The organism is Actinosynnema sp. NPDC037264 (genome assembly GCF_055603705.1).
Genome location: NZ_JBVJVK010000029.1, coordinates 93,159 through 107,153, shown reverse-complemented (window position 1 = coordinate 107,153; position 13,995 = coordinate 93,159). Strand labels below are relative to the sequence as shown.

At 72.4% G+C, this 13,995-nt stretch carries 16 protein-coding genes; 4 read left to right on the top strand and 12 right to left on the bottom strand.

Going from position 1 to position 13,995, the window contains the following annotated elements; translation table 11 throughout:
• Nucleotides 1-134 precede the first annotated feature (134 nt).
• From ACZ7GX_RS27605 to thyX, 6 genes are all read right to left on the bottom strand, one after another.
• Nucleotides 135-1,817 (bottom strand): ribonuclease J, encoded by a 1,683-nt coding sequence (locus ACZ7GX_RS27605; protein ID WP_498780758.1) that lies wholly within the window; start codon nt 1,815-1,817, stop codon nt 135-137.
• A complete protein-coding gene (gene dapA / locus ACZ7GX_RS27600) occupies nt 1,814-2,710 on the bottom strand; it encodes a 4-hydroxy-tetrahydrodipicolinate synthase (RefSeq protein ID WP_498780757.1) in 897 nt (298 codons plus the stop codon). Before dapA ends, ACZ7GX_RS27605 begins: the two co-directional genes overlap by 4 nt.
• Nucleotides 2,711-2,748: 38 nt before the next feature.
• The gene (locus ACZ7GX_RS27595) at nt 2,749-3,369 is read right to left on the bottom strand and encodes a TIGR03085 family metal-binding protein (RefSeq protein ID WP_498780755.1); all 621 of its coding nucleotides are present in this window, start codon (nt 3,367-3,369) and stop codon (nt 2,749-2,751) included.
• A gap of 9 nt (nt 3,370-3,378) precedes the next feature.
• A complete protein-coding gene (locus ACZ7GX_RS27590) occupies nt 3,379-4,830 on the bottom strand; it encodes a serine/threonine-protein kinase (protein WP_498780753.1) in 1,452 nt (483 codons plus the stop codon).
• 67 nt (nt 4,831-4,897) lie between these two features.
• The gene (locus ACZ7GX_RS27585; RefSeq protein WP_498780751.1) at nt 4,898-5,287 is read right to left on the bottom strand and encodes an ACT domain-containing protein; all 390 of its coding nucleotides are present in this window, start codon (nt 5,285-5,287) and stop codon (nt 4,898-4,900) included.
• 6 nt (nt 5,288-5,293) lie between these two features.
• Nucleotides 5,294-6,046 carry an FAD-dependent thymidylate synthase gene (thyX, locus tag ACZ7GX_RS27580; protein WP_498780750.1) on the bottom strand — a complete coding sequence of 251 codons (753 nt, stop codon included), beginning with the start codon at nt 6,044-6,046 and terminating at the stop codon, nt 5,294-5,296.
• Nucleotides 6,047-6,219: 173 nt separating this feature from the next.
• Between thyX and ACZ7GX_RS27575 the strand changes: the two genes are divergently transcribed.
• Both ACZ7GX_RS27575 and ACZ7GX_RS27570 read left to right on the top strand, forming a co-directional pair.
• Nucleotides 6,220-6,744, top strand: coding sequence for a toxin-antitoxin system HicB family antitoxin (locus ACZ7GX_RS27575; RefSeq protein WP_498780749.1), 525 nt, complete (start codon nt 6,220-6,222; stop codon nt 6,742-6,744).
• Between the two features lie 9 nt (nt 6,745-6,753).
• A complete protein-coding gene (locus tag ACZ7GX_RS27570) occupies nt 6,754-7,644 on the top strand; it encodes a DUF4097 family beta strand repeat-containing protein (protein WP_498780748.1) in 891 nt (296 codons plus the stop codon).
• Between the two features lie 54 nt (nt 7,645-7,698).
• On the opposite strand, the gene ACZ7GX_RS27565 is transcribed toward ACZ7GX_RS27570, so the two are convergent.
• From ACZ7GX_RS27565 to ACZ7GX_RS27550, 4 genes are all read right to left on the bottom strand, one after another.
• Nucleotides 7,699-8,286, bottom strand: a complete 588-nt coding sequence (locus tag ACZ7GX_RS27565; protein ID WP_498780747.1) for a TetR/AcrR family transcriptional regulator — start codon at nt 8,284-8,286, stop codon at nt 7,699-7,701.
• 72 nt (nt 8,287-8,358) lie between these two features.
• Nucleotides 8,359-9,372: an aldo/keto reductase gene (locus tag ACZ7GX_RS27560; RefSeq protein WP_498780746.1), complete on the bottom strand. Its 1,014-nt coding sequence runs from the start codon at nt 9,370-9,372 to the stop codon at nt 8,359-8,361.
• 63 nt (nt 9,373-9,435) lie between these two features.
• Nucleotides 9,436-10,647 carry a winged helix-turn-helix domain-containing protein gene (locus ACZ7GX_RS27555; protein ID WP_498780744.1) on the bottom strand — a complete coding sequence of 404 codons (1,212 nt, stop codon included), beginning with the start codon at nt 10,645-10,647 and terminating at the stop codon, nt 9,436-9,438.
• The gene (locus tag ACZ7GX_RS27550; RefSeq protein WP_498780743.1) at nt 10,637-11,533 is read right to left on the bottom strand and encodes an EamA family transporter; all 897 of its coding nucleotides are present in this window, start codon (nt 11,531-11,533) and stop codon (nt 10,637-10,639) included. Before ACZ7GX_RS27550 ends, ACZ7GX_RS27555 begins: the two co-directional genes overlap by 11 nt.
• 130 nt (nt 11,534-11,663) lie before the next feature.
• Here ACZ7GX_RS27550 and ACZ7GX_RS27545 point away from each other — a divergent pair, with 130 nt between their 5' ends.
• Together ACZ7GX_RS27545 and ACZ7GX_RS27540 are read left to right on the top strand one after the other, a co-directional pair.
• Nucleotides 11,664-12,215 carry a GNAT family N-acetyltransferase gene (locus ACZ7GX_RS27545; protein WP_498780741.1) on the top strand — a complete coding sequence of 184 codons (552 nt, stop codon included), beginning with the start codon at nt 11,664-11,666 and terminating at the stop codon, nt 12,213-12,215.
• Between the two features lie 21 nt (nt 12,216-12,236).
• Nucleotides 12,237-12,737 (top strand): hypothetical protein, encoded by a 501-nt coding sequence (locus ACZ7GX_RS27540; RefSeq protein WP_498780740.1) that lies wholly within the window; start codon nt 12,237-12,239, stop codon nt 12,735-12,737.
• Here the strand turns inward: ACZ7GX_RS27540 and ACZ7GX_RS27535 are convergent.
• The gene (locus ACZ7GX_RS27535) at nt 12,685-13,062 is read right to left on the bottom strand and encodes a hypothetical protein (RefSeq protein ID WP_498780739.1); all 378 of its coding nucleotides are present in this window, start codon (nt 13,060-13,062) and stop codon (nt 12,685-12,687) included. The two genes, ACZ7GX_RS27540 and ACZ7GX_RS27535, sit on opposite strands and share 53 nt — an antisense overlap.
• Before the next feature lie 64 nt (nt 13,063-13,126).
• Nucleotides 13,127-13,900: a cellulose-binding domain-containing protein gene (locus ACZ7GX_RS27530; RefSeq protein ID WP_498780737.1), complete on the bottom strand. Its 774-nt coding sequence runs from the start codon at nt 13,898-13,900 to the stop codon at nt 13,127-13,129.
• Nucleotides 13,901-13,995 lie beyond the last annotated feature (95 nt).

Below are 13,995 nucleotides of genomic sequence, written 5' to 3'. Positions count from 1 at the left end.
CCCCCCCCCCCCCCCCCCCCCCCCCCCCCCCCCCCCCCCCCCCCCCCCCCCCCCCCCCCCCCCCCCCCCCCCCCCCCCCCCCCCCCCCCCCACCAGGCAGTTCGCGCCGGCTGCCGCGGGAGGTCGACCGGCGGTCAGTTCACCGGGATGATGGTCGGCACGATCATCGGCCGCCGCCGGTACGTCTCGGCGACCCAGCGGCCCACCACGCGGCGCACGGCCTGCGCGATGCGGTGCGAGTCGGTGATGCCCTCGGCCTCCGTGCGGGACAGTTCCATCTCCACCAGCGAGATCGCCTGGTCCAGGGCCTTCGGGTCGTCGGAGAAACCCCGGCCGGACACCGTCGGCGGCGCGACCGCGCGACCGCTGCCGGAGTCCACGGCCACGGTGATCGCGATGAACCCGCCCTCGCCGAGCACGAGCCGGTCGGACAGGGTCGACTCGCCGACGTCGCCGACCGACAGGCCGTCCACGTAGACGTGGCCCACCTCGACCTTGCCGGTGATCTCCGCCTTGCCGTCGACCAGGTCGACCACCACGCCGTCCTCGGCGATGACGACCCGCTCCGGGTCCACCCCCGTCGCCACGGCCAGCGCCGCGTTGGCCCGCAGGTGCCGCCACTCGCCGTGCACCGGCATCACGTTCGACGGCCGCACGGCGTTGTAGAGGAACAGCAGCTCCCCCGCCGGCGAGTGGCCGGACACGTGCACCTTGGCGTTGCCCTGGTGCACGACCGTCGCGCCGAGCCGCGCCAGGCCGTTGACCACGCCGAACACCGCGTTCTCGTTGCCCGGGATCAACGACGACGCCAGCACGATCGTGTCGCCCGCCCTGATCGAGATCTGCCGGTGCTCGCCGCGCGCCATCCGCGACAACGCCGACAGCGGCTCGCCCTGCGAGCCGGTCGACACGAACATCACCTCGTCCTCGGGCAGCTCCATCGCCTCGTTGAGGTCGACGAACAACCCGTCCGGCACGTTGAGGTAGCCGAGCTCGGCCGCGATGCCCATGTTGCGCACCATCGACCGGCCGACCAGCGCGACCCGCCGCTCGTACTGCACGGCCACGTCCAGCACCTGCTGCACCCGGTGCACGTGGGAGGCGAAGCACGCCACGATCACCCGCTGGTTGGCCTTGCGGACCACGTTCTCCAGCACCGGCCCGATCTCGCGCTCCGGCGCGACGAACCCCGGCACCTCGGCGTTGGTCGAGTCGACCAGGAACAGGTCGACGCCCTCGTCGCCGAGCCGGGAGAACCCGGCCAGGTCGGTGAGCCTGCCGTCGAGCGGCAGCTGGTCGAGCTTGATGTCGCCGGTGTGCAGCACCAGCCCGGCGGACGTGCGGATCGCGACCGCTACCGCGTCCGGGATGGAGTGGTTGACCGCGAAGAACTCCAGCTCGTACGGCCCGTAGGAGCGCCGGTCGCCGTCGGTGATCTCGATCAGCCTCGGCGTCTGGCGGTGCTCCTTGCACTTGGCCGCGAGCAGCGCCAGCGTGAACCGCGAGCCGACCACCGGCAGGTCGGGGCGCAGCTTCAGCAGGAACGGCACCGCGCCGATGTGGTCCTCGTGCCCGTGGGTGAGCACCAGCGCCTCGATGTCGTCCAACCGGTCCTCGATGGCCCGGAAGTCCGGGAGGATCAGGTCGACGCCAGGCTGGTCGTCCTCGGGGAAGAGCACGCCGCAGTCCACGACGAGCAGCCGGCCGGCGTGCTCGAACACCGTCATGTTGCGGCCGATCTCGCCAATTCCACCCAGTGCGACGACGCGCAGACCTCCGTCGGGCAGTGCGGGCGGGGGTGAGTTCGGGTTGATCACGCGTTGACTCCCAATTCGGCCTCGACGGCCTCGATGTCCTCGGTTGAAGCGGGTACCAGCGGCAGCCTCGGGTCGCCGACGTCGAGGCCGCGCAGGCGCAGCGCGGTCTTGGCGTAGGTCACGCCGGGCATCCGCTTGAAGGGCCTCAGCAGCGGCAGCAGCGACTGGTGGATCGCGGTCGCGCCGGCGACGTCACCGGACTCGAACGCGTCGACCAGCTCGCGCAGCCGGTCCGCGGCGAAGTGCGAGATGACGCTGACGAACCCGACCGCGCCGACCGACAGCCACGGCAGGTTCAGCGGGTCGTCACCGGAGTAGTAGGCCAGGTCGGTGGCGGCGATGACCTTGCTGCCCGCGAGCAGGTCGCCCTTGGCGTCCTTCACCGCGACGATCCGCGGGTGCTCGGCGAGCCGCAGCAGGGTCGGCACCTCGATGGGGATCACGGTGCGCGGCGGGATGTCGTACAGCATCACGGGCACGCCGACCTGGTCGGCGATGGTGGTGAAGTGCGCGAACACACCCTCCTGGGTGGGCCGCGAGTAGTACGGGGTGACCAGCAGCAGGCCGTGCGCGCCCGCCGCCTCCGCCTGCTTGGCCAGGTGCGCGCTGTGCGCGGTGTCGTACGTGCCCGCGCCGGCGACCACGGTGGCGCGGTCGCCGACCGCCTCGACCACGGCGCGGACCAGGTCCGCCTTCTCCGCGTCGGTCGTGGTCGGGCTCTCGCCGGTGGTGCCGTTGACCACGAGACCGTCGTTGCCCAGCTCGACCAGGTGCTCGGCGAGCCGCTGCGCCCGGTCCAGGTCCACCGCCCCCTCCGCGTCGAACGGGGTGACCATGGCGGTGAGCACGCGGCCGAACGGGCGGCCGGGCGAGGCGGTAGGACTTCCGGTCATATGCGGAAATCTACCGCGTCACCCTCGGCAAGCTGCGACTACATGCTCCGGTCGAGGGCTCGCACCAGCCGCACGGCGTCGTCCGAGCCGTCGTACTCGACGCGTGCGGCGGCCCGGCCGAACACGTGCACCAGCAGTTCCGAGACCTGCCCGGTCAGCACCACGGGGTCCGCTCCACGCTTGGCCACGACCGCCTCGCCGTCCGGGCGGCGCAGCACCACCCCGACCGGGCTCTTGCGGTACATGAGCCGGGCGGTGGGCGCGAGGCGCTGCCACAGCACCGCGTCTCGTACCGGATCGGGTGAACGCGGCTCCCAGTCGTCCCGCGCCCGGCGCACGTCCTCGTGGTGCACGAAGTACTCGACGGAGTTCACCAGCTCGTCGATGAGCGCGTAGGGCGAGAACCGGGGCGGGCCGACGCGGACCAGCTCGACCAGCTCGTCCCACGGCCTGGCCGCGTAGGCGTCCTGGACGCGCTGCGTGTGCCCGGCCAGCGGCTTGACCAGGATGCCGGCCGCCGCGTCCGGGCGGCGTTCCCGCAGCACGAGGTGCGCGGCGAGGTCCCGGGCGCGCCACGGGTCGCACAACGTGGGCGCGTCCGGCCCCACCTCGGCGAACAGCTCGGTCAGCAGCCTGCGTTCGTCCTGCGCGACGCCCATGGACCCACGTTACTTGGCGTACACCTGGTCCTTCAGCGCGGTGCCGTCCTTGTTCCACAGCACGCAGGCCACGTCGCGGTAGCGCTTGTCCGAGGACGAGGACTTCGACGGGTCCTCCGCCCAGACGCCCGAGGTCGGCACGACGGCGACGTAGCGGAGCTTGGACTCCTTGTCCTGCACGGGCACCCGCTCGGACATGAAGTACAGCGTGCAGTAGTTCTCCGCGTACCCGCGCAGCCACTCGTCGCCCGGGTAGGGCATCTTGTCCGACCCGAACGGCTCCGCCGCCGCGTAGACCTCGACCCGGTGCGGCTCGTCGCAGTCGGTGTAGTTGACCGTGGTGTTGGGGTCGACCAGGTTGTCGCCGCACTGCCCGGCGCCCGCCTTGAACTGGGCGGGCTCGATCGTGCCGCCCGGACCGTAGGTGACCGTCTCGGCCATCGCGGCGGGCGGCTGCTCGGTGAACAGCCACCGGCCCAGGAACACGCCGCCGACCAGCAGCGCGACCGCGGCCACCGCCGTGCCGGTGATCAGCAGGCCCTTGAGCCACGGCTTGCGCACCGCGGTGGGCTGCGCGTAGTGCATGGTCGGGTTCGGCGCGCCGAACCCGGTCGGCGGTGTCGGGTGGGCCGCCGCGCGTTCCAGCATCGCGCGCGCCTGCGGGCCGGTCAGCCGGGCGTTCGGGTCGGGCATCATCAGGCCGGTGATCACCGCGCCGAGCACGCCGTGCGCCCTGGTCAGGCGGGGCATCTCGTTCATGATCGCGTGCAGGGTGGACGCGGTGGTCGGCCGGTCGTACGGGTTGGCGCCCTCGACGGCGTAGCAGAGCGTCGCGCCCAGCGCCCACAGGTCGGAGGCGGGCGAGGCCTCGTTGCCGTGGATGCGCTCCGGCGACATGTAGGCGGGCGAGCCGATGAGGCTGCCGCTGGTGGTCAGCCGCGGGTCGTCCACGGCCTGGGCGATGCCGAAGTCGGTGAGCTTCACCCGGCCGTTGGGCGTGACCATGAGGTTGCCGGGCTTGACGTCGCGGTGCACGATCCCGGCCTGGTGCGCGGAGTCCAGGGCGGACAGCGCCTGGACGGCCATCGAGATGACCCGGTCCTGCGGCATCGGGCCGTGCGCGCTGATCAGCGTGGACAGCGTGGCGGCCTCGACCAGCTCCATCACGATGTAGTTCATGCCGTGCTCGGCGACCACGTCATACACGGTGACCACGCCGGGGTCGTTCAGCCGGCCCGCGGTGCGCGCCTCGCGCATCACCCGTTCCTCCAGCACCCGGCGCTCTTCCAGCGCGATGCCGTCGGGCAGGTGCAGCTCCTTGATGGCGACCTGGCGGCCGATCACGTTGTCCTGGGCGCGCCAGACGACGCCCATGCCGCCGCGTCCCAGCTCGGCGAGCAGGGTGTACCTGCCCGCGATCACGCGGGGTTGCGCGCTCACACCTTGCGTCGGACCAGTCACCGTCACTCCTCGAAACCCGCGGACCGGGCGGAACGCTACTTCAGACCACGTGACGCCCGATCCGGTTTCACGGTTTCGTGACTTCGTGCCCGGACGACCGCAGCGCCTGCACGGCGCGGGCCAGGTCGCCCGACTTCACCAGCAGGTGGTCGGTGTCGTAGGTGGACAGCGCGAACAGGCTCACGCCCGCCGCGGCCAGTTCACCCGACAGGGCGGCCATGATGCCAGTGAGGGTGAACTCCAGCGGACCGCGCACGGTCAGCAACCGCCAGCCGGGCTGCGCGGTCTCCGCCTCGGGCGCGTGCTCGGCCGGGCACACGATCGACAGCTCGTCGGGCGTCCTGGTCACCGAGACCAGGCCGGGCGCGTCGAGCAGCCCCGCCGGGACGGGCGCGTCGGCGGGCAGCCGCGCGACCGTGTACTCCCCCGGCAGGACGTCGACGATCAGCCGCTTCACCGGCCGTCAGCCTTCGGTGACCAGCGGGCTGGAGGCGACCTCGGTGCCGTCGGCCAGGGTCGAGATGGTGAAGTCGGCGAACACGTTGGCCGCCGCCTTCTGCAGCTGGCGCAGGCACTCCACGGCCAGCGCGCGGATCTCCACGTCGGCGTGCTCGGTGGCGCGCATGGCGATGAAGTGCCGCCACGCGCGGTAGTTCCCGGTCACCACGATGCGGGTCTCGGTGGCGTTGGGCAGGATCGCCCTGGCCGCCTGGCGCGCCTGCTTGCGGCGCAGCGTGGCGCTGGGCACGTCGGAGAACTTCTCCTCCAGGCCCTTCAGCAGCTCGTTGTAGGCCTCGACGCTGGCCTGCGCCGCGGCGAGGAACTTCTCGTGCAGCTCCGGGTCGTTCGCGATGACGTCCGGCTCGACCATGGCGGCGTTGCGCTCGGGCACGTACCGCTGGGACAGCTGCGAGTACGAGAAGTGGCGGTGCCGGATCAGCTCGTGGGTGAGCGAGCGGGAGATGCCGGTCAGGTAGAAGCTGACCGAGCCGTGCTCCAGCACGGACAGGTGGCCGACCTCGATGATGTGCTTGATGTAGCCGGCGTTCGTGGCGGTGGCCGGGTTCGGCTTCGTCCACGACTGGTAGCACGCGCGGCCGGCGAACTCCGCCAGCGCCTCGCCGCCGTCGGCGTCGGTGGACCACGGGACGTCCGCAGGCGGGAAAAACTCCGTCTTCGCAATCAGCTGGACGAGCGGCGACACCGTTTCGGTCACGACGAACCTTCCTTGCAACTTGGCTACGCCGCGCAGCCTAGTCGAGCGACAGAGAGCAACTTTTCAGCCTACAGCGCGTGTCCGTCCGCGCCCTGCGGACGGCACAGCCTGGCGTCATGAACGACATCACAGACTTCCTTGACTGATGTCAGGCTTGACGTCATGGTGGTGTCATGGATCTGTCGCCGTACATCGCAGCACTGCGCGAGGACCTCGCGACGGCCGCGTCCGCCGGGGACGACAACACCCGGCGCACCGCGGCCCTGCTGTCCGCAGCACTGGAGCCCGCCGCGCGGCTCGCGCTCATGAACGCGCTGTCCGACCTGGCCGCGGAGGTCACCGCGGCCCTCGACGGCCCTGTCGTCGACGTGCGGTTGGACGGACGGGACGTGCAGGTGGTCGTCACCGGCACGGCCGCTCGGGAAGAACACGAACCCGAGCCGCAGGAAGTTCCCCGGCCCTCCGCCGGTGACGCCACGCGCGTCACCCTGCGACTGCTGGACGAGCTGAAGTCGAAGGCCGAGCAGGCCGCCGCGGCCCAGGGGATGTCGCTGAACACGTTCGTCGCGCAGGCCGTGCAGGGGGCGGTCGGCGGGCGGCGCGGTGGTGGTGGCCACAAGCACTGGGGGCCGCCGAAGGACCAGTCGGGCGGCGAGTCGTCGTCGTCCTCCCGCGTCCGCGGCTGGGTCCAGGGCTGAGGGGGGATCATGGAATCGGATGTCGTCGTTCGGCAGCAGAGCTTCGAGGTCGACGGGGTCGTGGAGGTCGACGTGGCGCTGCTCTCCGGCCGGGTGCGGGTGCACCTGGTCGACGAGCCCGGCGTGCACGTCGAGGTCAAGCACGACCCGTCGCCGGGCGAGTCCTGGGCCGCGGGCCTGTCGGGGCTGCTGAGCTGGGTGAACGACCAGTTCGGCAACGGCCGCGGGCAGCCGGCGGGACCGGCCGAGGCGGTGCGCGACGCCCGGCTCGAGCTGACCGGCGGGCGGTTGAGGGTGCACTCGTCCAAGGCGCTGCCGCTGCGCGCCGTGCCGTTGAGCGTGACGGTGCGCGCGCCCGCCGGCTCCCACGTGATCACCAAGGCAGGTTCGGCGGAGGTGACCGTGACCGGCGCGGCGGGTCGGCTGGAGGTCCAGACCGGCACCGGTGACGTGACCGCGGATCGCGCGGACGCGTCGTCGCAGGTCAACTCGGGTTCGGGCAAGCTGAGGCTCGGTCCGATGCTCGGCGGGCTGCGGGCGAAGACCGGCAGCGGCGACGTCGAGGTGTCGTCGATCGGCGGGAACACCGTGATCTACACGGGCACCGGCGACGTGTGGCTGGGCGCTGTGCAGGGCGACGTGCAGGTGCGGACCGGCGGCGGTGACGTCACCATCGCCGACGCCGCGTCCGGCAAGGTCCAGCTGGGCACCGGTTCGGGCGACGTCCGCGTCGGCGTTCGGCCCGGCGTGGCGGCGCAGGTCGACCTGGCCTCCAGCTCGGGCTCGGCGCGCAGCGACCTGGACGTCTCCGACACGCCGCCGGCGGACGAGCCGTCCCTGTTCATCACCGGCCGGACCGGCAGCGGCACCGCCCTGGTGACCACGGCGACCACGGCCTGACCACCGGACCACGCCGCGGCGTGCGCACCCCCGATGCGCGCGCCGCGGTTTTCCCTACTCGCGGGCCCTCAGTCCCGCCACCAGGAGTGACACCACCGCCTCGAAGCTCGCGTCGATGCCCGGCGTCGACCACAGGGGCGCGTGGACCGGGTCGTGGAACCGCGCGGTGGCGGCCAGGACGGCCTCGGCCGCGCCGGCCGGGTCGTCGGTGGCGAAGTCGCCGGACGCCACGCCGTCCTCGACGATCCGGGTCAGGTCCTCGACCAGCGTCGCCACGTGGGCGTCCACCACGGCGCTGTTCTCGGTCACCAGCACCGAGTACGTGGCGAACAGCTCCGGGTCGTCCAGCGCCTTCACGCGCTTGGACTCGAAGAGCGCCGCCAGCCAGTCGCGCAGGCGCCGCGGCGCGGGCGTGTCGGCGGTGGCGAGGTCGGTCAAGCCCGCGTGCGCGCGGGCGAGCCACCGCTGCGTGACCGCCTCGCGCAAGGCGGCCTTGGTCGGGAAGTGCCGGTAGACGCTGCCGTGGCTCACGCCGAGGGCGCGGGCCACGTCCACCACGGTCGCCTTGGCCGGGCCGAAGCGGCGGAGGACGTCCTCCGTGGTGCGGAGGACGTCCTCCGCGGTCAGTGCGCCTTCCGCCACGTGGTGCTCCCTGGTGTCGCCGGCTGGTCCCCGGTCAATTGTGCGCGCACCGGCCGGCGACCCCGACCACGGTCAGCGCTCGCTGTCCAGGTGCGCCATCAGGGCCGGCGCGTAGCGCTCGCCCGCCGCGGCGTCGGCCGGGACCGCGGCCTCGATCCGGGACAGGTCCGACTCGGTGAGCGTGACGTCCAGCGCGCCGAGGGCCTCGGTCAGCCGGTCGCGGCGGCGTGCGCCCACCAGCGGGACGATGTCCTCGCCCTGGGCCAGGACCCAGGCGACGGCCAGCTGCGCGACCGTCGTGCCCTTCTCCGCGGCCACCGCGCGCAGGGCCTCCACCAGCGCCAGGTTGTGGCCGAGGTTGTCGCCCTGGAACCGCGGCGACACGGCGCGGAAGTCGTCGGTCCGCCTGGCCGCCGTCCAGTGGCCCGAGATCAGGCCGCGCGACAGCACGCCGTACGCCGTGATGCCGATGCCCAGCTCGCGGGCGGTGGGCAGGATCTCCTCCTCGATGCCCCGGGAGATCAGCGAGTACTCGATCTGGAGGTCGACGATCGGGTGCACGGCGTTGGCCCGGCGCAGCGTGTCCGCGCCCACCTCGGACAGGCCGATGTGGCGGACGCGGCCCTTCTCGACCTCCTCCTTGATCGCGCCCACGGTCTCCTCGATCGGGACGGCCGGGTCGAGGCGGGCCGGGCGGTAGACGTCGACGTGGTCCGTGCCGAGCCGGCGCAGCGTGTAGGCGAGGAAGTTGCGCACGGCCTCGGGCCTGGCGTCGTTGCCGTGCCAGCCACCGTCCGCGTCGCGCAGCGCGCCGAACTTGACGCTGATCGCCACGTCGTCGCGGTTGCGGTCGCGCAGGGCCTGGCGGATCAGCAGTTCGTTGTGGCCCATGCCGTAGAAGTCGCCGGTGTCGAGCAGCGTCACGCCCGCGTCGACGGCGGCGTGGATGGTGGCCACGCTCTCCGCCTCGTCGGCCGGGCCGTACAGGTCCGACATGCCCATGCAGCCCAGGCCGAGCGCCGACACCTCGGGACCGGTCGTGCCCAGGACCCGACGCCGGGTCACGCGGTGGGTGGAGTTCGTCATGACTCCACTATGAGACTTGGGCTGACAGATTTCAACTTCTGTCAGCCCATCGAGTGGCCGGTCTCACCGCGCCACCGTCTTCAGCACTCCTGCGAGGTCTCCCTTGAGCACGACCTCGACGTCCTCCAGCTCCAGCCAGTCCGCCATGTGCCGCAGCTCGGCGGCCAGCTCGACCGCGACCCGGCCCACGTCCGCGCCCGGCTCGGCGTACGCCGCCTGCACCCGCAGCACGCCCGCCGCCCGGTCCGCCTTCAGGTCGACCCGCCCCACCAGCTCGCCGTCCAGCAGGAACGGGAACACGTAGTAACCGTGCACGCGCTTGGGCCCGGGCACGTAGATCTCGATCCGGTAGAAGAAGTCGAAGATCCGCTCGGTCCGGGCCCGCTCCCAGATCAGCGGGTCGAACGGGCACAGCAGCGCCCGCCCGGTGATCCGCCGCGGCACGCGCGCCTCGACATGGCGGTACGCGGGCACGCCCCACCCCCGCACCTCGACCGGCTCCAGCACCCCTGCCTCGACCAGCTCCGCCACGGCCTGCCGGCTGCGCGCGGGCTGCAACCGGTAGTAGTCGCGCAGATCGGGCTCCGTCGCCACGCCCATCGCCGTCGCCGCACGCGTCACCAGCTCGCGCGCGCCCTCCTCCGCCGTCACCGACAGCCGCCGGGCCAGCACCTCCGGCGGCAGCACGCGTTCGCTCAGGTCGTACAGCCGCTCGAAACCGCGCCGCGTCCCGGTCGTCAGCACGCCCTCGCCGAACAGGTACTCGCACACCTTCTTGACCTCGGACCAGTTCCAGCCCCAGTGGTCCTTGGCCCGCGGCCCGCCACCGGCCAACGCCTTCTCGATCGCGCCCGCGCCGAGCGGCCCCAGCTCCTTCACCACCGCCAGGATGTCGTCCACGAGCTGCGGCGAGCGCTCGGCGACCGTCGTGTAGTTCTTCCACCAGCCGGGGCGCTTGGCCCCGGAGTGCAGCAGCGGCCAGTCCTCCACCGGCACCAGGCTCGCCTCGTGCGCCCAGTACTCCACCAGCAGTCGCGGCTTGCGCGCGCTGTGCGACCACGACGCCTCGTCCACCAAGGACGGCGCGTAGGCCCCGAGCCTGCTGAACAACGGCATGTAGTGCGCGCGGACGGCCACGTTCACCGAGTCCAGCTGCAACAACCGGATCCGGGACAGCACCTTGAGCAGGTGCCGCCGGTTGGGCGCGGAGGCGGGGCGCGCGTCCGCGAAACCCTGTGCGCCCAAGGCGATGCGGCGAGCGACGTCAGCGTTCATCTTCTGCACGGCTGGATACTCCCACCGGGGTACGACGTTTCCGCTCGGCCCGGACCACCAGCACCACCGCCAGGACCACCAGCAGACCGCCGAGCAGCTGCGACACCCCGAACCGCTCGTCCGCCAGCCACACCCCGAGCACCACCGCGATCACCGGGTTCACGTAGGCGTAGGTCGCCACGGTCGACACCGGCAACTGCCCCAGCACGTACACGTACGAGCTGAACGCCAGCAGCGACCCGAACACCACCAGGTAGCCCCACGCCGCCCACGACGTCGTGGTGATCGCGCCGAACGACACCCGCTCCCCCGCGACCAGCCCCACCACCGTCAACGCCGCCCCACCGGCCAGCATCTCCACCGCCGACAACGCGAACGGGTTCGCCGGCGTGTCCAGCCGGCTGCTCAGGAACGACCCCAGCGCCCACCCGAACGCCGCCAGCAGCACCACCCACGGCCCCCACCACGACGACTCGCCCAGGTCGTCGGACAACAACACGGCCAGCCCCACCAGGCCGATGGTCACGCCCGCGTACGTCACGCCGTGCGGCCGTTCACCGGCGATCCGCCGCATCAGCACCACGTACAGCGGCACGGACGCCACCAGCAGCGCCGCCAACCCCGACGCCACCGACTGCTCGGCCAGCACCACGAGCCCGTTGCCCCAGGCGGGCAGCAGCAGTCCCAGCAGCACCGACGAGCCGAACTGCCGCCGCGTCATCCGCAGCCCGCCGCGCCACGCCACCACCGCCGCCAGCACCGCGCCCGCGAGGAGGAACCGCGTGCCGCCCGACAACAGCGGCGGCATCGACTCGATGCTGAACTTGATGCCCAGGTAGGTCGAACCCCAGACCACGTACACGACGCCCAACGCTGCCCACCGCACGTCACCGACGCTTTCACGCCGGCACGGGTGCAATCACGCGGATTTCCGCCCTGCAGCCGTGAGATCGGACTCCCCCGCACGCCGACCCGCCTCCGCACCCGGCGTGCCGAGCGGCGGATAGGGTGCCGGCATGGCCGACGCCACCGTGCGCACCGCACAGCCCGACGACGTGGCGGAGATCGCCCGCATCCACCGAGACACCTGGCGCACCGCCTACCGGGACATCGTCCCCGCCGAGGTGCTGCAAGCCATCGACGTGGACGAGACCGCGCCCGCGTGGGCCGAGGCGGTCGGGCACGGTCAGGTGTTCGTCGCCGCCGAGGGCACGTGGACGGTGGGGTTCTGCGTCGCCGGGCTGGCGCCCGAAGAAGAAGTGGCGCACGCGGACGGCTCACTGCCCGAGGACGCGGCGACGACGGCTCTGGTGAGCGTGCTCGTGGAGCCGCGCTGGGCACGGCGCGGGCACGGCGGCAGGCTCCTCGCCACGGCCGCCTCCGACCTGCGTGAAGCCGGCGCCACGAGGGGTGTCGCGTGGGTGCCCGAGGCCGACAAGGCGTCGATCGGCTTCTACGGCAAGGCGGGCTGGGAGGCCGACGGCACGGTCCGCACCCTGGACGCGGGCGGGCGGCCGTTGCGCGAAATGAGGGTTACCGGGGGGCTGACCCTACTGCTCGAGCCGTGACCGCACGGGTAGCCTCGCCAAGTGCTCGGGTGGTTGTGCCTCACGTTCGGCGTCGCCTTCGGCTCCGCGCTGGTACCCCTCATCAGCATCGAGATCTTCGTCATCGGTCTGGTCACCCAGCAACCGGGCATCTCGTGGTGGTGGATCGGTATCGCGGTCGCCGTCGGCCAGGTGCTGGGCAAGATGTTCTACTTCCTGGCCGCCCGCGGCTCGCTGCACCTGCCCGCGTTCATGAGGCGCGAGGTGAAGCCCGCCAAGGCGTTATCGCCGTGGCGGCTGAAGTGGAAGGCCAGGCTGGAGTGGGTGCGCGTGCGCTGCCACCGCCACCCGCACTGGATGTTCGGCACGCACGCGGTGAGCTCCGTGGTCGGCCTGCCGCCGTTCATGTTCACCACCGTGCTGGCGGGCCTGGCCGGCATGTCGTCCTGGCTGTTCATCTCCACCAGCGTGGCCGGCCGGTTCGCCCGGTTCAGCGTGCTCGCCGCCTCGCCTGCCGCGGTGGCTGGCTGGTGGGTGCACTGACGGCGCGCTGGTGGCGCACCAGGCGCTGCTCGGGCACGACCAGGCCGTAGTGGTCGTGCAGCTCGGCCTGCTCGGCCTCCGAGAGGTCGCGGTCGCCGACCTTCGGCGCGTCCTCCACCTCGCGCTTGTCGACCGGCACCACGAGCCTGCGGTCGCGGACCTGGGCGCCGCGGATCGGGACGAGCGTCGTGCCGCCGTCGCTGCGCACCGAAGCCCACAGCGGCCGGTCACCGGCCAGCCACACCCCCGCGACCGGTCCGATGGGCCGGCCGTGCCGATCCAGCACGTCACAGTCGTAGAGGCGGTCCACCGCTGTGCGATCCATGCCTCATCGGCTACCCCGCCACTCGGCTGAGCGCACGGTGAACCACCCGGTCGTGTGACCCCGCTCAGGGCCGTTCGTCGGGCCGCTCACCCACCCGTCCGAGGTGGCGGCGCACGACGAGCAGGACGGCGATGCCCACGGCCGCCACGAGCAGGCTGATGACCAGGCCGAGGCGCAGCGCGTCCACCCCGCTGTCGGGGCTCACGTCCGCGGACAGCACGACGGCGGGCTTCGGCGACGCGGTGGGCCAGGTGAACGTGCCCGAGGCCGCCGCCGACGACTCCGACGGCCCGGTCGTGGCCGAGGACGAGGACGCCGACGTGGTCGTGGTCGTCGTGGTGGTGGTCGTGGCGGACGGCTCGGTCGTGAGGGACGGCGTGGACGACGACGCCGGGGCGCCGGTCGTGGTGACCGCGGTGACGGGCGAGCCCGTGCACGGCACGCCGTTCACGGTGAACGACGTCGGCGCGGGGTTGCTGCCCGACCAGGAGCCGTTGAAACCGACCGTCACCGACCTGCCCGTGGCCACCGCGCCGTTGTAACCGGTGTTCGTCACCCGCACGGTGCTCCCGCTCTGGGTGAACACGCCGTTCCACGTCTCGGAGGTGATCCGCTGCCCGGCGGTGAACGTCCACTCCAGGGTCCAGCCCGACAGCGGGTCGCCGAGGTTGGTCAGGGTGACGCGCGCGCCGAACCCGCTGCGCCACTGGTCGGTGACGTCGTAGTCGACGTCGCAGCCGACCGCGGCGTACGCCGTGGCCATCGGGGTGACGAGACCGGTCGCGACCAGGGCCGCGGCGACGGCGAGGGCCGCCCGGACGATCCGAGCGAAGGGCATGGGCACTCCTGGGACGGGCGGCGGTTCGCCTGATTCTTCCCCAGGACGCCGGCGTGATCAGCCGATCGTCAGCGCGATGCCCAGCGCGACGACCA